At 73.8% G+C, this 25605-nt stretch carries 7 protein-coding genes; all 7 read left to right on the top strand.

The genetic code is table 11. The features are described 5' to 3' along the window. Positions 1–6: 6 nt before the first annotated feature. The 7 genes from JNO44_RS30905 to JNO44_RS30935 are packed head-to-tail and all read left to right on the top strand — an operon-like array spanning position 7 to position 25460. Positions 7–14166, top strand: coding sequence for a non-ribosomal peptide synthetase (locus JNO44_RS30905; protein ID WP_205366967.1), 14160 nt, complete (start codon positions 7–9; stop codon positions 14164–14166). 59 nt (positions 14167–14225) lie between these two features. Next, positions 14226–22127 carry a non-ribosomal peptide synthetase gene (locus JNO44_RS30910; protein WP_205366968.1) on the top strand — a complete coding sequence of 2634 codons (7902 nt, stop codon included), beginning with the start codon at positions 14226–14228 and terminating at the stop codon, positions 22125–22127. 36 nt (positions 22128–22163) lie between these two features. Then, on the top strand, positions 22164–22376 hold the full coding sequence (locus tag JNO44_RS30915; RefSeq protein WP_039632070.1) for an MbtH family protein: 213 nt from the start codon (positions 22164–22166) through the stop codon (positions 22374–22376). A gap of 22 nt (positions 22377–22398) precedes the next feature. Further along, a complete protein-coding gene (locus tag JNO44_RS30920) occupies positions 22399–23415 on the top strand; it encodes a TauD/TfdA family dioxygenase (RefSeq protein ID WP_205366969.1) in 1017 nt (338 codons plus the stop codon). Then, complete coding sequence (locus tag JNO44_RS30925; protein WP_067346350.1) at positions 23405–23791, top strand: nuclear transport factor 2 family protein; 387 nt, start codon at positions 23405–23407, stop codon at positions 23789–23791. The genes JNO44_RS30920 and JNO44_RS30925 overlap by 11 nt, the downstream gene beginning before the upstream one ends. Positions 23792–23835: 44 nt before the next feature. Next, entirely contained in the window at positions 23836–24948 is a 1113-nt protein-coding gene (locus tag JNO44_RS30930) for a branched-chain amino acid aminotransferase (protein ID WP_205366970.1), read from the top strand. Further along, positions 24945–25460 carry a YbaK/EbsC family protein gene (locus JNO44_RS30935; protein ID WP_205366971.1) on the top strand — a complete coding sequence of 172 codons (516 nt, stop codon included), beginning with the start codon at positions 24945–24947 and terminating at the stop codon, positions 25458–25460. The genes JNO44_RS30930 and JNO44_RS30935 overlap by 4 nt, the downstream gene beginning before the upstream one ends. Positions 25461–25605: the final 145 nt, after the last annotated feature.

The raw sequence follows: 25605 nt of genomic DNA on the forward strand, positions 1-25605 counted from the left end.
CTCGGCATGAACTTGGACAACCGCTCCCTCACCCACGGCCGTCCCGCGGCCCACGGCACGACCCTGCACGGGCTCTTCGAGGCCCAGGCCGCCCGTCGGCCCGCCCACCCGGCCGTCACCTGCGGGTCGCTGCGGCTCGGCTACGGCGAGGTGGACCGGCGGGCCAACCGGCTCGCGCACCGGCTCGCCGCGCGGGGCGTGGGGCCCGAGACCCGGGTGGGCGTCTGCCTGCGGCGCGGCCCCGAACTGATCGTCGCCCTGCTGGCCGTCCTCAAGGCCGGCGGCGCCTATGTGCCGCTGGACCCCAACTACCCCGCCGAACGGCTGGCGTTCATGGTGGACGACGCCGGAATCGCCCTGGTGATCAGCGCGGCGGACCTCGACACCCGCCCGCCCAACGCGCCCGCCACCCTGCTGCTGGACGCCCCCGACGAGGACGCCCCCGACGAGGACGCCCCCGACACCCCGCCGGCCTCCGCCCTGCGCCGCCCGCCCGTCCCCGCCCTGCACCTCGACAACACCGCCTACGTCCTGTTCACCTCCGGCTCCACCGGCACCCCCAAGGGCGTGGCCGTCACCCACCGGGGCATCGAGGCGCTGGGCGCGGCGCACGCCACCGCCCTCGACATCGACGAGGACAGCCGGGTGCTGCAGTTCGCCTCGCCCAACTTCGACGTGTCCATCGCCGACCTGGTGCAGACCTGGTACGCGGGCGCGACGCTGGTGCTGCCCGACGGGCCCACCCAGGCCGTCGGCGAGGAACTGGCCGCTCTGCTCGCCGGCGAGGCCGTCACCCACGCCATGATCCCCCCGTCGGTGCTGGCGACCGTCCCCCCGGTCGAACTGCCGCACCTGCGGGGCCTGGCCACCGGCGGCGAAACCTGCCCGCCCGAGCTGGTCGCCCGCTGGGCCCGGGGCCGCCGGATGTTCAACGCGTACGGGCCGACCGAGGCCACCGTCACCGTCACCCTGAACGGGCCGCTGCCGGCCGACCCGGACGGCGCGCCGCACATCGGCCGGGGCATCGCCGGGGTCCGGGTGACCGCGCTGGACGAGCTGCTGCGCCCGGTGCCGGAGGGCGGCGTCGGCGAACTGTGCGTCGCCGGCCCCGGCCTGGCCCGCGGCTACCAGGGCCGCGCCGCCCTCACCGCCGAGCGCTTCGTCGCCGACCCGCACGGCCCCGCCGGATCCCGGATGTACCGCACCGGCGACCTGGTGCGGCGACTGCCCGACGGCGCCTACGCATTCCTCGGCCGGGCCGACCACCAGGTCAAGATCCGCGGTCTGCGGGTGGAGCTCGGCGAGATCGAGACCGCGCTGACCGCGCACGAGCAGGTGCTCCAGTCCGTCGTCACCCTCGACGCCGGCAACGGCACCCCGCGGCTCTTCGCGCACTACGTCCCGCTGCGCCCATCCCCCACTCCCGACTCCGCCGACCTGCGCGCCCACCTGTCGGGGCGGCTGCCCGCCCACATGGTCCCCACCGCCTTCGTCGCCATGGACCGGATGCCGCTCACCCCCAACGGCAAGGTCGACCGCGCGGCGCTGCCCGAACCCACCGCCGCCGAGCGGGCCGCCTACGTCGCCCCCCGCACCGACCTGGAGGGGGCGCTCGCGGAGATCTGGGCCGAGGTGCTGGGCGTGGACCGCGTCGGCGTCGAGGACGACTTCTTCCTGGCCGGCGGCGACTCCATCGCCGCCCTGCGGATGGCGTTCCAGGTGACCGGCCGGCTCGGGCTGACGCCCGCCACCACCGCGCTGTTCGACCACCCGACGATCGCACGGTTCGCCGCCCACCTCGCCGAGTCCGGGCGCGCGGACGCCACCGAGCCGCTGGTGCCGGTGAACCGGCACGCCGCACTGGCCGCCTCCGCCGCCCAACGGCGACTGTGGTTCCTGGACGCCTACGAGCCCGGCGGCGCCGCCTACAACTGCGCCACCGGCCTGCGGCTCACCGGCGCGCTGGACCACCCCGCGCTCGCCGCAGCCCTCACCGCCCTGGTCGCCCGGCACGAACCGCTGCGCACCACCTTCACCGAGGCGGACGGCCGGGTCCTGCAGGTGATCGGCGAGCCCACCGAGGTCCCGCTGCCCCGCACCGACCTCACCGGTCACACCGACCCGGCCAAGGCCCACGACCGGCTGGACGCGGCACTGCGCGCCGAGGTCTCGGCCCCCTTCGACCTGCGCACCGGCCCCGTCCTGCGCGCCCTGCTGCTGCGCACCGCCCCCGACGAGCACCTGCTGGTGCTCACCGCGCACCACATCGCCGCCGACGCCTGGTCGATGGACCTCCTGACCCGCGAGCTGGGCGCCCTGTACGCCGCCGCTTCGGCCGCCCCCGACGCCGGGCCCGAGCACCTCCCGGCCGCCGCGGGCCTGCCTCCGCTCCCGGTCCAGTACGCCGACTTCGCCGCCTGGCACCACGACCGGCTGCAGGCGCCGGACATCGACGCCCAACTCGCCTACTGGAAGGACACATTGGCGGGCGTCGCGCCCCTGGAGCTGCCCACCGACCGGCCCCGCCCGGCCGTGCGGACCTCCGCCGGCGCCCGCCACCTGTTCGACCTGCCCGCCGACACCGTCCGGGCGCTCACCGCGCTCGGCCACGAACAGGGCGGCACCCTCTTCGCGCCGCTCGCCGCCGCCGTGCAACTGCTGCTCGCCCGCTGGTCCGGGCAGCGGGACATCGCGCTCGGCACCGTCGACACCGGCCGGGACCGCGCCGAGATCGCCGAACTCGTCGGCTTCTTCGTCGACACCCTGGTGCTCCGCGCCGACGTCGACGAGACCCAGACCTTCCGGCGGTTCACCGCCCGCACCCGCGAGAGGGTGCGCGAGGCGCTCGACCACGCGGCCGTCCCCTTCGACCGTGTCGTGGACGCCGTGCTGCCCGAACGCGACCCCAGCCGCCCGCCGCTCGTGCAGGCCGTGCTGGTCCTGCAGAACGCCCCCGTGGGCCTGCCGCGACTGCCCGGCATCGACACCGCCGAACTCGAACTGCCCCGTGAGGCCGCGCTCTTCGACCTCACCATGGAGTTCTGGCAGCGCCCCGACGGCGCCCTGCGCGGCTCGCTCGAATACAGCACCGACCTCTTCGACGCCGCCACCATGGAGCGGTTCGCCGGCCATCTGCGCACCCTGCTCGGCGCGCTCGCCACCGCCCCCGACCGCCCCATGGCCGAGGCCGGCATGCTCGGCGCCGACGAGACCCACCGCGTCCTTGCGGAGTACAACGCCACCGGGCGCGGCATCGCCCCCGCGACCCTGACCGCCCTCTTCGCCGACCAGGCCGCCCGGACCCCCGACGCGGTCGCCCTGCTGCACACCGACACCCGCCTGACCTACGCCCAACTCGATTCCCGCAGCAACCAGTTGGCGCACCACCTGGCCGCCCGCGGGGTGCGGCCCGGCGACCGCGTGGGCATCTGCCTGGAGCGCGGACCCGAGCTGATCTGCGCCCTGCTCGGCATCCTCAAGGCCGGTGCGGCGTACGTGCCGCTGGACCCGAAGTACCCGGCCGCCCGCCGCGCGTTCATGAGCGCGGACGCGGGCATCGCGCTGCTGGTCACCGACCGGACGCAGCACGGGGCGGACGACGGCACCGGCCACCTCCCCCGCCTCCTCATGGACGACGACCGGGCCGCCCTCGACGCCGAGCCGGCGCACCCGCTCGCCGTCACCGTCACCCCCGACAGCGGCGCCTACGTCATCTACACCTCCGGCTCCACCGGCACCCCCAAGGGCACCCTCACCCCCCACCGGGCTGTCGACCGCGTGGTGCGCCACACCCCCTACCTGTCCCTCACCGAGGGCGACGTGGTCGCCCAGCTGGCCTCGGTGTCCTTCGACGCCGCCACCTTCGAGATCTGGGGCGCCCTGCTCAACGGCGCCACCCTCGCCATCGCCCCGCCCGGCGTGCTCGCCGCCCCCGAACTGGGCGCGTTCCTCTCCTCGTACGGCGTGACCACGCTGTGGCTGACCGCCGGACTCTTCCACGAGGTCGTGGACGCCGACGTCGAGGTGCTCGCCGGACTGCGACACCTGCTGGCCGGCGGCGACGCCCTCTCCGCCCGCCACTGCCGCACCGTCCTCACCCGCCTGCCCGAACTCGCCCTCATCAACGGCTACGGACCCACCGAGACCACCACCTTCGCCGCCGCCGCACGGCTGCTGCCCGCACACCTCGCGCACGACACCGTGCCCCTCGGCCGCCCGATCGCCGACACCCGCCTGTACGTCCTCGACGGCCGGCTGCGCCCGGTGGGCCAGGGCATCGTGGGCGAGCTGTACATCGCCGGCGAGGGGCTGGCCCAGGGCTACGCCAACCGGCCGGACCTGACCGCGGAACGGTTCCTCGCCGACCCCTTCGGCGCCGCCGGCACCCGGATGTACCGCACCGGCGACCTGGTGCGCTGGACCGCCGACGGCATGCTGGAGTTCCTCGGGCGCGGCGACGACCAGGTCAAGGTGCGCGGCTTCCGGATCGAACTCGGCGAGGTCGAGGCGGCACTCGCCGCCCACCCGGACGTGGCGCGCGCCGTCGTGGTCGCCGCCGCGGCGGGCCGGGGCGGCGCCAAGCGGCTCGTCGGCTACGCCGTACCGCGCCCCGGCGCCACCCTGGAGCCGGCCGCCCTGCGCGCCCACCTCGCCGCGACCCTGCCCGACCACATGGTCCCGCCCCTCTACGCGGTCCTCGACGCGTTGCCGCTCACGCCGAACGGCAAGGTCGACCGTCGTGCGCTGCCGGCTCCGGAGGCGGTGTCGGGCGATGCGGTGCGGTTGGCTCCGCGGACTCCGGTGGAGGAGACCCTGGCGGGGATCTGGGCTCAGGTGCTGGGTCTGGAGGCGGTCGGGGTCGAGGACAACTTCTTCGACCTGGGCGGCGACTCCATCCTCAGCATCCAGGTCGTCTCCCGCGCCCGGGCCGCGGGCCTGGTGCTCGCCTCGCAGGACATCTTCGTACGGCAGACCGTCGCGGAACTCGCCGCCGGGCTGCAGAGCGCGGCCGACGACGACACCGACGTCCTCGACGAGCCCCCCGTGGAGGGACCCGTGGTACTGACCCCCATCCAGCGCTGGTTCTTCCGGACCCACCGCGAGGCGCCGCACCACTTCAACCAGGCGCTCCAGCTCGAACTGGCCCCCGGCACCGACCCGGAGGCACTGGCCGGCGCGGTGGCCGCGGTGGTCGCGCACCACGACGCACTGCGGCTGCGCTACGAGCGCACCGGCACGGGCTGGCGGCAGCGCAACCTCGCCGAGGACAAGGCCGTCGCCCTGGACCGGCACGACCTGTCCGGCCTGGACGCGGCGGCCGGCCGCACCGCCATGACCGAGGTCACCGACGCCCTCCAGACCGGCTTCGACCTCTCCGCGGGCCCGCTGATCCGCTTCGCCCTCTTCGAACTCGCCGACAAGCAGGCCGAGTTGGCGGTAATCGCCCATCACTTGGTGGTGGACGGGGTGTCGTGGCGGGTGTTGTTGGAGGACTTGGAGGTGGCGTACGGGCAGGTGGTGTCGGGTGCGTCGGTGGATCTGGGGGTTAAGTCGACGTCGTTCCAGGAGTGGGCGTCGCGGTTGCGGGGGCATGTCGAGTCCGGTGGTTTTGATGGGGAGTTGGCGTACTGGTCGGGTGTGGGGGCTGGTGTGTCGACGGTGTTGCCGGGTGTGCGGGATGTGGCGCCTGGTGGGTTGCGGGTGCGGTCTGCGGAGTTGTCGGTGGGGGCGACGCGTGGGTTGTTGCAGCGTGTTCCGGCGGTGTATCGGACGCGGGTGAATGAGGTGTTGTTGGCGGTTCTGGGTCGGGTGTTGGGGGAGTGGTCGGGCCAGGACCGGGTGGTGGTGGATGTGGAGGGGCACGGTCGGGAGGAGATTTTCGAGGGGGTGGATCTGTCGCGGACGGTGGGGTGGTTCACGACGGTCTTCCCGGTGGAGTTGGTGGTGGGTGAGGGGTGGGGTGCGCTGGTCAAGTCGGTGAAGGAGACGTTGCGGGGGGTTCCGCATCGTGGTCTGGGGTATGGGGCGTTGCGGTATCTGGGGGATCCGGATTCCGCGGCGGGTGAGCTGGGTCGGACGGTCCGGCCGCAGGTCAGCTTCAACTACCTCGGCCAGTTCGACGGCATGACCGCCGACAGCTCCCTCTACCGGGCCATGCTGCCCAACCCCCGCGGCGAGCACAGCCCGCTGGACGCCCGGCCGTACGCGCTGGACGTGGTCGGCCGGGTGGTCGACGGCCGGCTGGTGATGGAGTGGGGCTGGTCGGACGGCGTCTTCGAGGACGCGACGGTGGACCGGCTGGCCACCGGCTTCATGGCCGCCCTGGAGGAGTTCCTCGCGCACTGCGCGGAGCCGGGCGCAGGCGGCTGCACGCCGTCCGACTTCCCGCTGTCCGGCCTGGACCAGGCCGGTGTGGACCGGGTGGTGGGCGACGGCCGGGGCGTCGAGGACGTCCTGCCGCTGCTGCCCATGCAGTCCGGAATGCTCTTCCACGCGCTCATGGAGTCCGCCTCCCTCGCCTACTTCGAGCAGCTGATGTTCGTCGTCGACGGCGTCACCGATGCCACCGCCTTCGGCGCGGCCTGGCAGCGCGTGGTCGACGAGGTGCAGGCGCTGCGGGTCGGGGTGGTCTGGGAGGGCGTCGCCGAGCCGGTGCAGGTGGTGCACCGCGAGGTGACGCTGCCCGTGGAGATCGTGGACTGGCGCGGTGCCGACGAGGAGGAGCAGTCTGCCCGTTGGGAGGCGTGGGTCGGTGCGGACCGTGCGCGGGGGCTGGATCTGCGGCAGGTGCCGCTGGCCAGGCTGTCCCTGGCCCGGCTGACCGACGACCGGATCCGGGTGCTGTTCACCTTCCACCACATCCTGCTGGACGGCTGGAGCCTGGCCCGGGTGCTGTCGGCGGTCTTCGACGGCTACGCGGGAGTCGGCACGGCCGCGGTCCCCGGCGGGCGGCGCCTGGCCGACCACGCGCTGTGGCTGGCCGACCGCGACCTGCCCGCCGCCGAGGAGTTCTGGCGCGGCGTCCTCGACGGGTTCGACACCCCGGTGGCGCTGCCGTACGACCGCCCGGCGGTCCGCGGCCAGTCCCGCTCCTCCGCCCGGGCGGCCATCAAGCTCCCCACCGAACTCACCGAGCAGCTCTACGCCTTCGCGCGCCGCCACCGGCTGACCGTCAACGCCGTGGTCCAGGGCCTGTGGGCGCTGATGCTCGCCGGGCGCAGCGGCCAGCACGACGTGGTGTTCGGCGCGACGACCTCCGGCCGCCCCACCGACCTGACCGGCGCCGACGAGATGATCGGCCTGTTCATCAACTCCCTGCCGGTGCGCACCCGACTGGCACCGGAGCTGGGCGTGGTCGAGTGGCTCCAGCGCCTCCAGGCCGAGCAGGTCGAGGCCCGCCGCCACGACCACCTCCCGCTGACCCGCATCCAGGCGCTGGCGGACCTCCCCGCCGACCAGCCACTGTTCGACTCGCTGGTCGTCTTCGAGAACTACCCGGTCGACACCGACGCCGCCGCCGAACACGGTCTGAAGGTCGGCGAGATCAGCGCCGTCGAGGCCACCAACTACCCCCTCAACCTGCTCGCCTACGGCGGCGACCGGCTGGAGTTCGTCCTCGCCTACGACCCCGAGGTCCTCGACCACGCGACGGCGCGGGGACTGTGCGACGAACTCGCCCGGTACGCCCGCACCGTGGCCGGCGCCACCGGCCGCAAGCTGGGCGACCTGGAGCTGGTCGACGCCGGCCAGCGGCGGCGGCTCCTGGAGGAGTGGGGCCGCGACGAGCGGCACGTCGCACAGCGCACCCTCGGCGAGATCTTCCGCGACCAGGCGGCCCGTACGCCGACCCTGCCGGCCGCCGTCTGCGGCGGGACCACCCTCAGCTACGCCGAACTCGACGCCCGGATCGGGCGGATGGCGCACCACCTCGGCTCCCTGGGCGTGCGCACCGGCGACCGGATCGGGGTCGCCCTGCAGCGCGGCATCGACTGGCTGGTCGCCCTGCGCGCGGTCCTCCACATCGGCGCCGTCTACGTCCCCATCGATCCGACGTACCCGGCCGAGCGGATCACGCACATGGTCACCGACTCGGGCGTGAGGCTGCTGCTGACCGAGCAGCGCCTCGACGGCACGCTGCCCGCGCCCGGCACCGTCCCGGTCGTGGCCGTGGACACCCTCGGCGCCGAGCTGGCGGCCCTGCCGGACACCCTCCCGGACGTCCACGACGACCCGCAGGCGCCGGCCTACATCATCTACACCTCCGGCTCCACCGGAGTCCCCAAGGGCGTCGAGGTCCCGCACACCGGGTTCGCCGCGCTGCTCACCACCGTCGTGGGGGACCTCGCGGTGGCCGAGGGCTGCCGGGTGCTGCAACTGGCGTCCCCCAGCTTCGACGCCTCCGTGATCGAGGTGCTGATGTCGCTCGGCGTCGGCGGCACGCTCGTCCTCCCGCCGGCGGAGACGCTCTCCGCCGAGCAGCTGGTGGAACTGCTCCAGCACCACCGGATCAGCCACGCCATGATCCTGCCCGCCATGCTCGCCACCCTGCCGGCCGTGCAACTGCCCGACCTGCGGGTGCTGTTGGTCGGCGCGGAGGCGGTCAGCGCCGATCTCGTCGACCGCTGGGCGGACGGCCGGCGGATGGTCAACGGGTACGGCCCGACCGAGGCGACCATCGCCACCAGCTTCAGCCACCCGCTGGTCGCCGGGCGCGCGGGCGCCCCGCCGATCGGCCACCCGTGCGTCGACGTCCGCACCTACGTCCTCGACCCCTGGCTGCGGCTGGTCGCGCCGGGTGTCGCCGGTGAGCTGTACATCGGCGGCGAGAGCGTCACCCGCGGCTATGTGAACCGGCCCGGGCTCACCGCCGAGCGCTTCGTCGCCGACCCCTACGGCGCGCCGGGCGCCCGGATGTACCGGTCCGGGGACGTGGTGCGCTGGGGCGAGGACGGCCAACTGCACTTCGTGGGACGGGTCGACGCCCAGGTCAAGGTGCGCGGCCACCGTGTGGAGCTGGGCGAGGTGGAGACCGCGCTGGCCGGTCACCCGGCCGTCGGCCAGGTGGCGGTGCTCTTCCGCACGGACGGGCCGGGCGCCCGCCTGGTCGGCTATGTCTCGCCCGCGGCCGGGGTCGAACCGGACGCCCTGGACCCGGCCGCCCTGCGCGGGTACCTCGCCGACGGACTGCCGGACTACATGGTGCCCTCGGTGTTCGTCACGCTCGACGCGTTGCCGCTCACGCCGAACGGCAAGGTCGACCGTCGTGCGCTGCCGGCTCCGGAGGCGGTGTCGGACGGTTCGGTGCGGTTGGCTCCGCGGACTCCGGTGGAGGAGACCCTGGCGGGGATCTGGGCTCAGGTGCTGGGTCTGGAGGCGGTCGGGGTCGAGGACAACTTCTTCGACCTGGGCGGCGACTCCATCCTCAGCATCCAGGTCGTCTCCCGCGCCCGGGCCGCGGGCCTGTCGATCGCCCCGAAGGACGTCTTCGACCAGCAGACGGTACGGGCCCTGGCCGAGCGCATCGCGGAGACCGCGCAGGCGGCACCCGCACCGGCCCGGCCGACCGTGACCGGGCCGGTGGGGACGACGCCCATCCAGGAGTGGTTCTTCACCTCCCACACCGAGGCCCCGCACCACTTCGACATGTCGATGGCGGTGACCCTCGGGAAGGACGTGGACCGCGCGGCGCTGGCGGCCGCGGTGGCCGCGGTGGTGGCCCATCACGACGCGCTGCGGCTGCGCTTCGCCCGCGGCGTGGACGGCGCCTGGACCCAATCCGTTGCCGACGCCGACGCCGCCCCCGTCGCCGTGGACCACACGGACCTCGCCCACCTGCCCTCCCCGCTCTCCCGCAGGGCCGAACGGGACCGCCTGGTCGCACAGGCCCAGAGCGGCCTGGACCTCACCGAAGGCCCGCTGCTGCGCGCCCTGTCCTTCGCCTCGGACGCCCAGGACGACATCGAACTGGTGCTGGTCGCCCATCACTTGGTGGTGGACGGGGTGTCGTGGCGGGTGTTGTTGGAGGACTTGGAGGTGGCGTACGGGCAGGTGGTGTCGGGTGCGTCGGTGGATCTGGGGGTGAAGTCGACGTCGTTCCAGGAGTGGGCGTCGCGGTTGCGGGGGCATGTCGAGGCCGGTGGTTTTGATGGGGAGTTGGCGTACTGGTCGGGTGTGGGGGCTGGTGTGTCGACGGTGTTGCCGGGTGTGCGGGATGTGGCGCCTGGTGGGTTGCGGGTGCGGTCTGCGGAGTTGTCGGTGGGGGCGACGCGTGGGTTGTTGCAGCGTGTTCCGGCGGTGTATCGGACGCGGGTGAATGAGGTGTTGTTGGCGGTTCTGGGTCGGGTGTTGGGGGAGTGGTCGGGCCAGGACCGGGTGGTGGTGGATGTGGAGGGGCACGGTCGGGAGGAGATTTTCGAGGGGGTGGATCTGTCGCGGACGGTGGGGTGGTTCACGACGGTCTTCCCGGTGGAGTTGGTGGTGGGTGAGGGGTGGGGTGCGCTGGTCAAGTCGGTGAAGGAGACGTTGCGGGGGGTTCCGCATCGTGGTCTGGGGTATGGCGCGTTGCGGTATCTGGGGGATCCGGATTCCGCGGCGGGTGAGTTGGGTCGGACGGTCCGGCCGCAGGTCAGCTTCAACTACCTCGGCCAGTTCGACACCGCGGCCGCCCCGTCCGGCGCGGCCCTCTTCCGCGCGTCCGACTTCGTCCAGGACGGCGACACCAGCCCGCTGGACGCCCGGCCGTACGCGCTGGACGTGGTCGGCCGGGTGGTCGACGGCCGGCTGGTGATGGAGTGGGCCTGGTCGGACGGCGTCTTCGAGGACGCGACCATGGACCGGCTGGCCACCGGCTTCATGGCCGCCCTGGAGGAGTTCCTCGCGCACTGCGCGGAGCCGGGCGCCGGCGGCTGCACGCCGTCCGACTTCCCGCTGTCCGGCCTCGACCAGGCCGGTGTGGACCGGGTGGTGGGCGACGGCCGGGGCGTCGAGGACGTCCTGCCGCTGATGCCCATGCAGTCCGGAATGCTCTTCCACGCCCTGATGGAATCCGCCTCGCCCGCCTACTTCGAGCAACTGATGTTCGTCGTCGACGGGGTCCCCGACCCGGCCGAGTTCGCCGCGTCGTGGCAGCACGTGGTCGACGAGGTGCAGGCGCTGCGGGTCGGCGTGGTCTGGGAGGGCGTCGCCGAGCCGGTGCAGGTGGTGCACCGCGAGGTGACGCTGCCCGTGGAGATCGTGGACTGGCGCGGTGCCGACGAGGAGGAGCAGTCCGCCCGTTGGGAGGCATGGGTCGGTGCGGACCGTGCGCGGGGGCTGGATCTGCGGCAGGTGCCGCTGGCCAGGCTGTCCCTGGCCCGGCTGACCGACGACCGGATCCGGGTGCTGTTCACCTTCCACCACATCCTGCTGGACGGCTGGAGCCTGGCCCGCGTCCTGAGCCTCGTCTTCGACGACTACACCGCGCGCCGTGACCGCAGACCGCTGCCCGCTATCGCCGGCGGCCGGCGTCTGGCCGACCAGGCCCGCTGGATGCGGGAGCGGGACGTCCCGGAGGCGGAGGAGTTCTGGCGCGGCGTCCTCGACGGGTTCGACACCCCGGTGGCGCTGCCGTACGACCGCCCGACGGACCGCGCCGGCCAGTCCCGGTCCTCCGCGCGGGTGGGAGTGGAGCTGTCGCCGGAGCTGACCGAGCGCCTCTACGCCTTCGCGCGCCGCCACCGGCTGACCGTCAACGCCGTGGTCCAGGGCCTGTGGGCGCTGATGCTCGCCGGGCGCAGCGGCCAGCACGACGTGGTGTTCGGCGCGACGACCTCCGGCCGCCCCACCGAGCTGACCGGCGCGGACGACATGCTCGGCCTGTTCATCAACTCCCTGCCGGTGCGCACCCGACTGGCACCGGAGCTGGGCGTGGTCGAGTGGCTCCAGCGCCTCCAGGCCGAGCAGGTCGAGGCCCGCCGCCACGACCACCTCCCGCTGACCCGCATCCAGGCACTCGGGCAACTCCCCGCCGACCAGGCACTGTTCGACTCCCTGGTCGTCTTCGCCAACTACCCGGTCGACACCGACGCCGCCGCCGAGAACGGTCTGAAGCTCGGCGAGATCAGCGCCGTCGAGGCCACCAACTACCCCCTCAACCTCGCCGCCTACACCGGCGACGGGCTCACCCTCACGCTCCTGTACGACCCCGAGGTCTTCGACCGCTCCACCATCGAGGCGCTGCGCGACGACCTCACCCTGCACGCCGAGACGGTGGCCGCCCCCGGTGGGGCCGACCGCACCCTGGGCACGCTCGACCTGGTCGACGCCGAACGGCGGCACCGCATCCTGGAGGAGTGGGGCCGCGGCGCCCCCGGCGAGCGCGGCACCACCCTCACCGAGGTGTTCGCGCAGCAGGTGGCCCGCGCCCCGGGCAACACCGCGCTGCTCGTCGACGGGCGGGAGCTGAGCTACGCCGAGGTGGACGCCCGGGCCAACCGGCTCGCCCACCGGCTGATCGACCTCGGAGTGCGCCCCGACACCCGGGTCGGGGTGTGCCTGGGGCGGCACGCCGAGCTGTTCGTGGCCCTGCTGGCCGTGCTCAAGGCCGGCGGCGCCTACGTGCCGCTGGACCCCGAATACCCGGCCGACCGGCTGGCGTTCATGGTCACCGACTCCGGCGCGGAGCTGGTCGTCACCGACTCCGCCTCGGTGGCTGCGCTGCCGCCCGGCGACGCCCGGCGGGTGCTGCTCGACGCGCCGGACGACGAGGCGGCCGACCGGTACCCGGACACCGCGCCCGAGGTGCCGCTGCACCCCGACAACCTCGCCCACGTCATCTACACCTCGGGCTCCACCGGCCGCCCCAAGGGCGCGGTGCTGCCGCACCGCGGAGTGCTGCGGGTGGCCCACGACCCCAAGCTGGCGATGAGCGAGCGGGACGTGGTGGGCCAGTTGGCCACGGTGTCGTTCGACGCCGGGACGCTGGAGATCTGGAGCGCCTGGCTCAACGGCGCGGCGCTGGCCGTCAGCCCGTCCCGGGTGATGTCGGCGGCCGAGACCGGGGAGTTCCTGCACACGCGCAAGGTGACCGCGATCTGGATCACCGCGGGGCTGTTCCACGAAATGGTCGACAGCGACGTGCGGATCTTCTCCGGGCTGCGGCTGATCATGTCCGGCGGCGACACGCTCTCGCCGGCGCACGCCGCCAAGGTCGTCGCCCAACTGCCCGGCGTCCGCATGATCAACGGCTACGGGCCGACCGAGGGCACCGTCTTCACCTCGCTCCACCTCGTGGGCGGTGGGGCAGGAGCCGAGTCCTCGGGGCCCGCGGACGCCGGCCCGCTGCCCATCGGCACCCCGATCGCCGGCACCCGCGTCTACGTCCTGGACCCCGCGCTGCGGCCGGTGCCGCCGGGCGTGCCGGGCGAGCTGTACCTGACCGGCGACGGCATGGCCCGCGGCTACGTCAACCGGCCCGGCATCACCGCCGAGCGGTTCGTCGCCGACCCGTTCGGCACGCCCGGGGCGCGGATGTACCGCTCGGGGGACCTGGTGCGCTGGCTGCCCGGCGGCAACCTCGACTTCGTCTCCCGCACGGACTTCCAGGTCAAGATCCGCGGTCTGCGGATCGAGCTGGGGGAGATCGAGGCCGCGGCCGCCGCCCACCCCGGCGTCGCCCAGGCCCTGGTGCTGGCCCGCGAGGACATCCCGGGCAGCAAGCGCCTGGTGGCCTACGCCGTGCCGGTGCCGGAGCGGGCCCCCGCGCCCGAGGAGCTGAAGGAGTTCATGGCCCGCTCGCTGCCCGCCTACATGGTCCCGGCGGCGGTGATCGTCCTGGACGCCTTCCCGCTCACCCCGAACGGCAAGGTCGACCGGCGGGCACTGCCCTCGCCCGAGGAGGCGGCGGGAGAGCGCGCCGAGCACATCGCGCCGCGCACCCCCGGCGAGGAGATCCTCGCCGGCATCTGGGGCGAGGTGCTGGGCCTTGCGGAGGTGAGCGTCGAGGACAACTTCTTCGACCTCGGCGGCGACTCCATCCTCAGCATCCAGGTCATCTCCCGTGTCCGCGAGGTCTTCGTGACCGATCTGCCGGCCCGCGCCCTGTTCGACAACCCGACGGTGGCCGCCCTGTCGGCGGCGGTCGAGGAACAGCTGCTGGCCGAACTGGAGCAGGAGCAGCCGCGCGACTAGCCCGGCCGGCAGCCCTCCGAGAACCCCCTCACCCGTAGTACGCACGTAAGGAGACACGCATGGACGCCGCGGCATCCCGCGAGAGCTGGATACAGTCCCTTCCCGAGCACCTCCGGGACCGGATGCGCTCCCGCCTCGCCGGCGACGCCGGGGACGGGCGAGTGGGCCGGATCGTGCCGGTGGGCCGGGACCGGGACCTCCCGCTCTCCTTCGCCCAGCAACGCCTGTGGTTCCTGGACGAGTTCGAGCCCGGCAGTGCCGAGTACAACTCCTGCACCTCGCTGCGGCTCGCCGGCGAGCTGTACGTCCCGGCGCTGGAGCTGGCCCTCTCCGCGCTGGTGGCGCGCCACGAGTCGCTGCGCACCACCTTCGACGCGGTGGACGGGCAGGGCAGGCAGATCGTGGGCCGGCCCTTCCCGGTGGTGGTGCCGGTCGCACAGGTCCCGCGGGCACCTCGGGAGGACCGGGACGCCATCGTCCGGAGCCTGCTGCGCGCGGAGGTGGCCCGCCCCTTCGACCTGCGCACCGGCCCGCTGCTGCGCGGCCTGCTGCTCCGGCTCGACGAGCGGGAGCACATCCTCGCCCTGACCCTCCACCACATCGTCACCGACGGCTGGTCGATGGGGATCATCGGCAGGGAGCTGAGCGCCCTGTACGACGCGGCGCTGCGGCCCGGCGAGGCCACCGTCCCGGCGGTCCTGGAACGGGCCGGCCTGGCTCCGCTGCCCCTGCAGTACGCCGACTTCGCCGTCTGGCAGCGCGAGCGGCTCTCCGGCGCGGAGCTGGACCGCCAGCTCGCCTACTGGACCGGCAAACTGGACGGGGTCGCCCCGCTGGAGCTGCCCACCGACCGGCCGCGCCCGGCGGTGCGCACCTCCGCCGGCGCCCAGCACCTCTTCTCGCTGTCGCCCGGGACCACCGAACGGCTCGCCAAGGTCGCCAGGGACCGGGGCGCGACCCTGTTCATGGCCGTCACCGCACTCAGCCAACTGGTCCTCGCCCGCTACTCGGGACAGCACGACATCGCCGTGGGCACCTCCGTCTCCGGGCGGGACCGCGGCGAGGTGGAGAGCTTGGTGGGCTTCTTCGTCAACACCCTGGTGCTGCGCGCGGAGGTCGACGAGGCCCGGTCCTTCGGCGATTTCCTGGACTCCGTGCGGGAGACCGTGCTGGAGGCGTTCGCGCACGCCGAGGTGCCGTTCGAGCGGGTGGTGGACGCGGTGGTCACCGACCGCGACCTGAGCCGTCCGCCGCTCGTCCAGGCCATGGTCTCCCTCCAGAACACCCCCGCCGAACCGCTGCGGCTGTCCGGGCTGACGCTGGAGGAGTACATCTTCGCCCGCGAACAGTCCCTCTTCGACATCGACTTCGACTTCTGGGAGCGCGACGGCGGCCTCCTGGGCGCCGTCCAGTACAACCCCGACCTCTTCGACGCGGCCACCGTCGAGCGGCTCTGCGCCCACCTGCGGACCCTCGCCGAGCGGCTGACCGCCGAGCCCGGCCGCCCCATGGACCGCGTCCCGATGCTCACCGAAGAGGAGGAGCACCGGCTGCTGGTGGACTGGAGCGGTGCCCGGCGCGAGCCGCCCGCCACCACCCTGCCCGCGGTGTACGAGGAGCAGGCCGCCCGCACCCCCGACGCCACCGCCCTGGTCTGCAACGCCGTCGCGCTGACCTTCCGCGAGCTGGAGGAGCGCGCCAACCGGCTGGCGCACCACCTCCTGTCCCGCTCCGTCGGCCCCGAGGACCTCGTCGCCCTGGCGCTGCCCCGCACCGAGGACATGGTCATCGGCATCCTGGCGGTCCTCAAGGCGGGCGCGGCCTATGTGCCCGTCGACCCCGATCTGCCCCGCGACCGGGTGGAGTTCATGCTGGCGGACGCCGCGCCGGCGCTGGTCGTGGTCGCCGGCGAGGACACCGCGGCCCGGCTCGGGGTGCCGCCGTCCGTCCCGGTCCTGGACCTGACGGGTGCGTCCGCCCGCGCGCTGCTGGCCGCCTGCCCGGGGACCGCCCCCACGGACGCCGACCGCCGCACCCCGCTGCGCCCGGCCCACCCCGCGCACCTCATCTACACCTCCGGCTCCACCGGCCGCCCCAAGGGCGTGCTGACCGACCACGCCGGGCTGCTCAACCTCTACCGCAACCACGAGGCCGAGTTCATCCGCCCCGCGGCCCGGGCCGCCGGCGGACGGCGCTTCAAGGCCGCGCTGACCGCGGTGTTCTCCTTCGACACCTCGTGGGAGGGCCTGCTGTGGATGGTCGCGGGCCACCAGCTGCACGTCATCGACGACGAGGTGCGGCGCGACCCCGAGGCGATCGTCGGATACGTCCGCAAGGAACGCATCGACCTGCTCGACCTCACCCCGACCTACGCCGAACAGGTCCTCGCCGCCGGGCTGCTGACCGGCGACGACCACCGGCCCGCGGTGCTGATGCTCGGCGGCGAGGCGGTCGGCGAGGCGCTGTGGCAGCAGCTGCGGGACGCCCCCGACACCGTCGGCTACAACTTCTACGGGCCGACCGAGGCGACCGTCGACACCCTGTGGTGCGCACTCGCCGACAGCCCCCGCCCGGTCGTGGGCCGCCCCGTCCACAACACCGGCATCCGCGTGCTGGACCGCCGGCTGCGCCCGGTCCCGGTCGGCGTCGCCGGCGAACTGCACCTGACCGGCCCGCAGTTGGCCCGCGGCTACCTGGGGCGCGCGGCGCTGACCGCCGAGCGGTTCGTCGCCGACCCCTACGGCGAGCCCGGCACGCGCATGTACCGCACCGGCGACCTGGTGCGCTGGACCGCCGACGGCGTCATCGAGTACCTCGGCCGCACCGACGACCAGGTCAAGGTGCGCGGCTTCCGCATCGAACTGGGCGAGATCGAGGCCGCGCTGGCCGCGCACGAGGACGTCGCACAGTCCGTGGTGGTGGCGCGCGAGGGCCGCGCCGGCGGCAAGCAGCTGATCGGCTATGTCGTGCCGGACCCGGGCGCCACCGCCCCGGACACCGCCGAGCTGCGCGAACTGCTCTCCCGCACCCTGCCCGACTACATGGTGCCCACCGTCGTCGTGGCCCTCGACGCGCTGCCGATGACCAGCAGCCGCAAGGTCGACCGCAAGGCCCTGCCCGCCCCCGACCCCGCCCTCTTCGCTTCCGCCGCCGCCCGCGTCGCCCCCCGCAACACCCTGGAGGAGACGCTGGCCGGCATCTGGATGCAGGTGCTCAGGCTCGACGGCATCGGCGTGAGGGACAACTTCTTCGAGCTGGGCGGCAACTCCATCCTCAGCATCCAGGTGATCTCCCGGGTGCGGAAGACCTTCGGCATCGAGCTGTCCGCCCGCGCCCTCTTCGACCGGCCGACGATCGCCGGCTTCGCCGAACAGGTCGCCGCGGGCCGGGCCGCCGCCCGCACCGGTCGGATCACCCCGGCCGACCGGGACCGCGCGCTGCCGCTGTCCTTCGCGCAGGCCCGGATGTGGTTCCTGGACGAGTTCGAGCCCGGCAACGCCGCCTACAACGCCGGCGGCGTCCTGCGGCTCACCGGCCCCCTGGACACCGGGGCCCTGGCCGCCGCCCTCTCCGCCCTGGCGCGCCGCCACGAGGTGCTGCGGACCACCTTCGACACCGTCGACGGCGAGGCCGTACAGCGCATCGGCGAGCCCTACGACGTCGCCGTTCCGCTCGCCGAGCTGACCGCCACCGACCCCGCCGCCCGCGAGGCGGAACTCCAGGACACCCTGCGCGCCGAGATCGCCGTCCCGTTCGACCTGCGCACCGGCCCCCTGCTGCGGGCGCTGCTCGTCCGGGCCGCCGACGACGCGCACGCCCTCGCCGTCACCCTGCACCACATCGTCACCGACGGCTGGTCGATGGGCGTGGTCGCCCGCGAGCTGGGCGCGCTCTACGACGCGGCGCTGGAGTGCGGCTCCCGCGACGCCGCCGAGGTGCTGCGGCACGCCGGCCTCGCCCCGCTGGCCGTCCAGTACGCGGACTACGCCGTCTGGCAGCGCGACCACCTGACCGGAGCCGAGCTGACCCGCCAACTCGACTTCTGGAAGGGGAAGCTGGCCGGGGTGGCGCCGCTGGAGCTGCCCACCGACCGGCCCCGCCCGCCGGTGCGCGGCTACGCGGGCGCCCTGCGCGGCTTCGCGCTGTCGCCCGCCGCGACGGCCGGGCTCGCCCGCGTCGCCCAGGAGCACGGCGCCTCGCTCTTCATGGCCGTCACCGCGCTCAGCCAACTGGTCCTCGCCCGCTGGACCGGGCAGCGCGACATCGCCGTGGGCACCCTCAACTCCGGCCGCGACCGGGGCGAGGTGGAGGACCTGATCGGTTTCTTCGTCAACACCCTGGTGCTGCGCGAGGACGTCGACGAGCAGCTGCCGTTCGGGGAGTTCCTGGACTGCCTACGCGAGACCGTGCTCGCGGCCTTCGCGCACGGCGAGGTGCCCTTCGAGCGGGTGGTGGACGCGGTGGTCGCCGAGCGCGATCTGAGCCGCCCGCCGCTGGTCCAGGCGCTGATCGCGTTCCAGAACACGCCCGCCGAGCCGATGCGGCTGCACGGCCTGCAGCTGTCCGAGCAGCCGCTCGCCCGCGACTTCTCGCTCTTCGACCTGACCCTGAACTACTGGGAGGAGGACGGCGCGCTGCGCGGCTCCGTCGAATACAGCACCGACCTCTTCGACGAGCCCACCATCGCCCGCCTCACCGGCCACCTCGCCACCCTCGCCGAGGCGCTGACCGCACCCGCCGCGGCCGAACGGCCCATGGCCGCACTGCCGATGCTCACCGCCCCGGAGCGGGAACGCGTCGCCGCGGACCGGACCGGCGACCGCCACCCGCTGCCGGACGCCACCGTCATGGACCTCTTCGAGAACCAGGCGGCCCGCACCCCCGACGCCCCCGCGGTGGTCTCCGCGGACACGGCCCTCACCTACGCCGCACTCAACGAGCGCGCCAACCGCCTGGCCCGCCACCTGGTGAGCCTGGGCATCGGGCCCGAGGACGCCGTCGCGGTCGCCATGCCCCGGTCGGCCGGCCTCCTGGTCGCGCTGTACGCGGTCCTCAAGGCCGGCGCCGCCTATCTCCCGATCGACCCCGACTACCCGGCCGACCGCATCGCCGCGCTGCTCGCCGACGCCCGCCCGGCGTGTGTGCTCGCCGCCGAAGCCTCCGGACCCGCAGCCCCGCTGGCGGGAGCGGGCGCCCCGTGCCTGGTCCTGGACGACCCCGCCACCCGGGCGGCGCTGGCCGGACAGCCGGGTACCGACCTCTGCGACGACGACCGGCGCGCGCCGCTGCGCCCCGGCAACGCCGCCTACGTCATCTACACCTCCGGCTCCACCGGCCGTCCCAAGGGCGTGGTCGTGCCGCACCGGGGGTTCGTCAACTACCTGCGCTGGTGCGAGGGTTCCTACCCCGGCATCCGCGGCGGCGCCGTGCTGCACTCCTCGGTCTCCTTCGACCTCACCGTCACCACCCTCTTCGGTCCGCTGATCGCCGGCGGCACGGTCTACGTCAGCGACCTGGAGGACCTCGACCCGGCACTGTGGGGCGCCGCGGGCCGGCCGGTGCCGACGTTCCTCAAGGCCACCCCGAGCCATGTCGGGCTGCTGGAGTCGCTGCCCGCCGAGGTGCTCGCCCACGGCGACCTCGTCGTCGGCGGCGAACAGCTCCTGGGCGAGGCGCTCGACGCCTGGCGCGGCGGCCACCGGGGGGCGACCGTCGTCAACGAATACGGGCCGACCGAGGCGACCGTGGGCTGCGTGGTGCACCGCCTGACCCCCGAGGACCCCGTCCCGTCCGGCCCGGTGCTCATCGGCGGCCCGTCGTGGAACATGCGCGCCCACGTCCTGGACGCCCTGCTGCGGCCGGTCCCGGTCGGCGTGCCCGGCGAGCTGTACATCGCCGGCGCCCAGCTCGCCCGCGGCTATCTGGGACGTCCGGGGCTCACCGCCGAGCGGTTCGTGGCCGATCCGTTCGGGGAACCGGGGGAGCGGATGTACCGCACCGGGGACCTGGTGCGGTGGACCGCGGGCGGCGGCCTGGAGTACCAGGGCCGCACCGACGACCAGGTCAAGATCCGGGCGCACCGGATCGAACTGGGCGAGGTGGAGGCGGCGTTGGCCGCGGCCCCCGCCGTCGGCCAGGTCTGCGTCGTCGCGGCCGAGGGGCCCGGCGGGCTGCGGCTGGTCGGCTATGCGGCGCCGCGGCCCGACGGTCCGACGCCCGACGCCGCGGCGCTCAGGGAGTTCGCGGCCCGCGGCCTGCCCGAGTACATGGTGCCCTCGGCCCTGGTCGTGCTGCCCGAACTGCCGCTGACCATCAACGGGAAGGTCGACCGCGCGGCGCTGCCCGCGCCGGAGGCCGCCGCCGCGGCCCCGGCCCCCGCCGAGGAGCCCACCACAGACACCCAGCGGCTGCTCGCCGGAGTCTTCGCCGAGCTGCTCGGCCTGGACCACATCGGCCTGGACGACGGCTTCTTCGACCTGGGCGGCGACTCCATCCTCAGCATCCAACTGGTCGCCCGGATCCGCCGCGCCGGCCTGCCGCTCACCTCGAAGGACGTCTTCCGCAGCAACACCGTGCGGGCACTGGCGGAGCTGATCGACGCCGGGCGGGACGCGGCCCGGCCGGCGGACGAGGCCCGGCCCGGGGCGCCGGTGCCCACCGGGCCCGCGCCGCTCACCCCGATACAGCACTGGTTCCTCGACACCTACCGCACCGCGCCGGGGCACTACAACATGTCCGTGCTGCTGGAGCTCGCCCCGGACGCCGACCACGCCGCGCTGACCTCGGCGGTCCGGGCCGTGACGGCGCGGCACGAGGCGCTGCGGATGCGGTTCCCCGAGGGCCGGGAGCGGACCCAGCGGCCCGAGCCGGACACCGTGCCGGTGCCGTTCGACCGGGAGGACGTCTCCGGCGTCGCCGCGGACGCGCTGGCCGCGACGCTCGACCGCGCCGTGGCGGCGGTCCAGTCCTCCCTGGACCTCGCCCGGGGGCCGGTGGCCAGGGCGGTGCTCTTCGACGGCGGTACGGCGCACGCCTCCCGGCTCCTGCTGGTCGCCCACCACCTGGTCACCGACGCGGTCTCGCTGCGCATCCTGCTGTCCGACGTCGAGGCCGCCTACGCCCAGGCGCGCGCGGGCGAGCCGATCCGGGTGGCGCCCGTACCGACGTCCTTCGCCCAGTGGGCGACACGGCTGCGCGACCACGCCACGACTCTCGACGGCGAACTCCCCTACTGGGAGGGAATACTGGAGAAGACCGCGCGGAATTCCGCGGCCCTTCCGGTGGATGCCGACGGCGCGCATACGGTATCGTCCGAGGCGGAATTCACGGTCGAACTGACCGAAAAGGAAACCGAAGCGCTGCTGCGGACCGCTCCCGGCGCCCATCGGGTCCGTACCGAAGATCTTCTGCTGACCGCCCTCGGTGCAACGCTTTCCGCATGGACCGGCGGTGACGGCATTACGGTCGACCTCGAAGGCCACGGCCGCGACGAGATATTCGACGACCTGGACCTCTCCCGCACCGTCGGCTGGTTCACCACCCTCTACCCGGTCCATCTGCCCCGGTCCGCCGGCGCCGACCCGCGCGCCAGGGCCAAGGCGGTGGCACGCCTGCTGCGGGCCGTCCCCGGCCGCGGCCGGGGCTACGGCGCGCTGCGGCACCTCGCCAAGGCACCCGCGCTGACCTCGGCGAACACGCCGCAGGTGGTCTTCAACTACCTCGGCCGCTTCGACCAGACCCCCGGCGGCGACCGGGCGGCTGGGCCCTTCGCCGCCGTCCTGCCGGCCGTCGCGCAGCAGAGCGACCGGGGCGAGCGGCCCCATCTGCTCGACCTCGCGGGAGCGGTGCACGACGGGCGGTTCCGCCTCACCCTGCGCTATTCCCGCGCCGTGCACCACGAAAAGACCATCGCCGCGCGCGGTGAAGGTTTCCTGCGCGAACTGCGCACCCTCCTCGGCTAATCTCCGAAATTCCGGACGCAACGAAAGGAAAATGCCATGTCCGCCAACCCCTTCGAGAATGACGAAGCCTTCTACCTGGTGCTCCGCAACACCGAGGGACAGCACTCCCTGTGGCCCAGCTTCGCCGAAGTCCCCCAGGGCTGGGAGGTCGCCTTCGGCCCGCAACTGCGCCAGGAATGCCTGGAATTCGTCAACGAGAACTGGACCGACATGCGCCCCAAGTCCCTGATCGAGGCCATGGGTGCCTGAGCAAGAGAGGCGGAAAAGCACCATGGTTGAGGAACTGCCCGAGCACCTGACCCTCCTCGGCGGCCGGCCCGGCCGCCTGGAGGGCACGGCACACACCAAAGTCGTCGTCTACGAGGGCTTCCGGGCCGACGCCCCCGGCGCGACCGAGGACATCGCCCGCTGGGCCACCGCACAGCGCCCGCACCTCATGGAGGCCCTCGACACCCACGGCGCGGTGCTGGTGCGCGGCGTGGTCGACAACGCCGCGCTGCTCAACGACGTCGCGGCCCGGATCGGCGGCGAACTGCTCAGCTACACCGAGCGCTCCACGCCCCGCAGCCAGGTCGACGGCAACGTCTACACCTCCACCGAGTACCCGGCGAACCAGACCATCGTCCAGCACAACGAGAGCGCGTACGCGCACAGTTACCCGCGCTGGCTGTTCTTCGCCTCGATCGTCGCCGCCGACACCGGCGGCGAGACCCCCCTCGCCGACACCCGCGCACTGCTGGACCACCTGCCCGCCGACCTGGTGGCCCGCTTCCGCGACCAGGGCGTGCTCTACACCCGCGCCTACCGCGAGGGCATGGGCCTGACCTGGCAGGAGTCGTACCAGACCGAGGACCGCGCCGAGGTCGAGCGCTACTGCAAGCAGCACGGCATCGAGTTCACCTGGACCGAGGACGGCCTGCGGACCCGGCACCGCCGGCCCGCCCTGGTCACCGACCCGGTCAGCGGCCGCGAGTCGTGGTTCAACCAGGCCCACCTCTTCCACACCTCCAACCTGCCCCCGGCCGCCCGGGAGGCGCTGGCCGAGATGTTCGACGAGGAGGACATGCCGCGCGCCGCCTACTTCGGCGACGGCACGCCCATCACCGACGAGGAGATGGACACCGTCCGGGACGCGTTCGAGACGTGCCTGTACGCCTTCCCCTGGGTCCGCGGCGATCTGCTGATCGTCAACAACCTGCTGGTCTCGCACGGCCGCCGCCCCTACACCGGCGAGCGGCAGACCCTGGTCGCCATGGCGGGCGCGGGAGGTGGCGACGGTGCGCACTGACCCGACGGACCCGGCCCACGAGGCCAGGGCGGCCAAGGTGCGCGAGTACTACCGCCTGGTGGACGCCGCCGACGTGCCCGGCCTGATCGCGCTGTTCACCGAGGACGCCGTCTACCGGCGCCCCGGCTATCCGCCGATGCGCGGCCACCAGGGCCTGCGCGCCTTCTACACCGGCGAGCGGGTCATCGCGCGCGGCCGGCACACGGTCACCTCGCTCCTCGTCGAGGGCGAGCGCAGCGCGGTCACCGGCGTCTTCGAGGGCGTCCTGAAGGACGGCAGCGAAGTCTCCCTGGAATTCGCCGACTTCTTCGTGCACCGCGACGACGACCAGTGCTTCCGCCAGCGGGACACCTACTTCTTCGCCCCGCTGGTCTGACGCCCCGACCGCCCGATCCGCACGACCCGCCACAGGAGGCCGGAGTGCACATCGTGTCCAAACCCGTCGCCCGCCCGCTGACCCCGTCGCAGCGCGCGGAACGCACCACCTCGACCGCCTTCGGCTCCGCCTTCACCGAGCACCTGGTCTCCGTCCGATGGAGCGAGGAACGGGGCTGGCACGAGGCGGAGCTGCGCCCCTACGAACCGCTGGTGCTGGACCCCGCCACGGTCGGCCTGCACTACGGGCAGGTCGTCTTCGAGGGGCTCAAGGCGTTCCGCTCGCACACCGGCTCGGTCGGCGTCTTCCGGCCGGAAGCGCACGCCCGCCGGATGCGCGCCTCCGCCCGCCGGCTGATGATGCCCGAACCGCCCGAGGAGCTGTTCCTCGCCGCAGTGGACGCCCTGGTCGCCCAGGACCAGCAGTGGATACCCGACGACCCCGCCATGAGCCTGTACCTGCGACCGCTGCTGTTCGCCAGCGAACGCACCCTCGCGCTGCGCCCGGCCCGCGAGTACCGCTTCCTGCTGATGGCCTTCGTCACCGAGGGCTACTTCGGCCCCGCCCAGCGCCCGGTGCGGGTCCAGGTCACCGAGACCTACTCCCGGGCCGCGGCCGGCGGGACCGGCGCCGCCAAGTGCGCCGGCAACTACGCCGGCAGCCTGCTGCCCCAGGCCGAGGCCCAGGAACAGGGCTTCGACCAGGTCGTCTGGCTCGACCCGGTGGAACGCCGCTGGGTGGAGGAACTGGGCGGGATGAACCTCTTCTTCGTCTACGGCTCGGGCCGCGACGCGCGCCTGGTCACCCCGCCGCTGTCCGGCAGCCTGCTGGCCGGGGTGACCCGGGACGCGCTGCTGCGACTCGCCCCCGCCCTGGGAGTTCCCGCCGCAGAGGAGCCGATGAGCCTGGAGGAGTGGCGTCGCGGCTGCGCCGGCGGCGAGCTGACCGAGGTGTTCGCCTGCGGCACCGCCGCCCGGATCACCCCCGTGGGCGAGGTCGGCGGCGCCGACGGCACCTGGACGATCGGCGACGGCACCACCGGCGAGGTCACCACCCGGCTCTCCGACGCCCTCTTCGGCATCCAGCGCGGGGAACTTCCCGACCGCTGGTCCTGGATGCGGCCCGTCGCCCCGGCGCCGCAGCCGGCCGGTACATGACCACGCGGCCGACCCCGGACGCCGGGCAGGAACAATGCCCGGCATCCGTCCGACTGTTGGGGCTCCTGGACGCGGTCGGTGCCCGTTACCGGCTGCTCCCGCACCCGCCCGAAGGGAACACCGCACGGGCCAGCGAGCTGCGCGGGCACTCCCTCTCCGCGGCGGCGAAGTGCATGATCGTCACCGTGCCGGACGCGCTGCCCGCCGCGCGGCAGGTCCTCGCGGTCATCCCCGGCGACCGGCGGGTGGCCCTCCCCCGGGTGGCCGCCCAGTGCGGCGCCCGCCGGGCCAAGCTGGCCGACCGCGCGCTCGCCGAGCGCCTGAGCGGCTGCGCCAGCGGCAGCATCATCCCCTTCTCGTTCCACCACGAGCTCACCGTCCTGGCCGACCCGGCGCTGCTGGACGAGCCCGTCCTGTATTTCAACGCGGCCCGCCTGGACCTCTCGGTGGCGCTGGCCACCGAGGACTACCGCGCGCTGGCCGATCCCAAGGTCGTCCCGATCGCCGAATGACGGCGCCGGCGACATCCTGTGCCGACTTCGCCAAGTGGCCTGAAATACGCCCTGAGATGCGTCTTTTCAACAGCGCTTAAGAGCCTGTTACTCCGTCGCGGCCTACTGAAAGCTGAGCGCCAACTCGACGCATTTCCCGCCCGTC

The organism is Streptomyces noursei (genome assembly GCF_016917755.1).
Taxonomy (GTDB): domain Bacteria; phylum Actinomycetota; class Actinomycetes; order Streptomycetales; family Streptomycetaceae; genus Streptomyces; species Streptomyces yunnanensis.